The 305-nt window shown below is 70.8% G+C and carries 1 protein-coding gene; it reads left to right on the top strand.

Annotated features, from left to right (window positions below; translation table 11 throughout):
- Nucleotides 1-15 precede the first annotated feature (15 nt).
- Nucleotides 16-305 (top strand): transposase family protein (locus ABFJ78_RS50215; protein ID WP_436394709.1); only part of this gene is annotated, 290 nt, incomplete at its 3' end.

Here is a 305-nt window from a genome sequence, read left to right as displayed (position 1 = left end):
CGGCAAGATCGAGATGTGAGTCAACAACCCGCCGAGGGCTTCGAACCCATTTCCTACCAGGTCGTCCTCCCGCTCTCGCGGCCGACCCTGCAGATGCTGGCCGAACTGATCCGCGCCCACCGCCGTCAGCTACGGTCCCGCTGGCGCAAAGCCACCCCCGCCGAGCAGGCACTCGTCGTCCTCGCCGTGCTGCGCGACGACCCGCGCCTGGCCCACCTCGGTGGCGGCATGGGCGTATCCGCATCCACCGTGCGGCGGTGGGTGCTGGAAGCGGTCTCTCTGCTCGCCGCCCGCGCCACCCGCCT

It is taken from the genome of Amycolatopsis sp. MEPSY49 (assembly GCF_051337345.1).
Classification (GTDB): domain Bacteria; phylum Actinomycetota; class Actinomycetes; order Mycobacteriales; family Pseudonocardiaceae; genus Amycolatopsis.
This window is presented reverse-complemented; position numbering and strand designations above follow the sequence as displayed.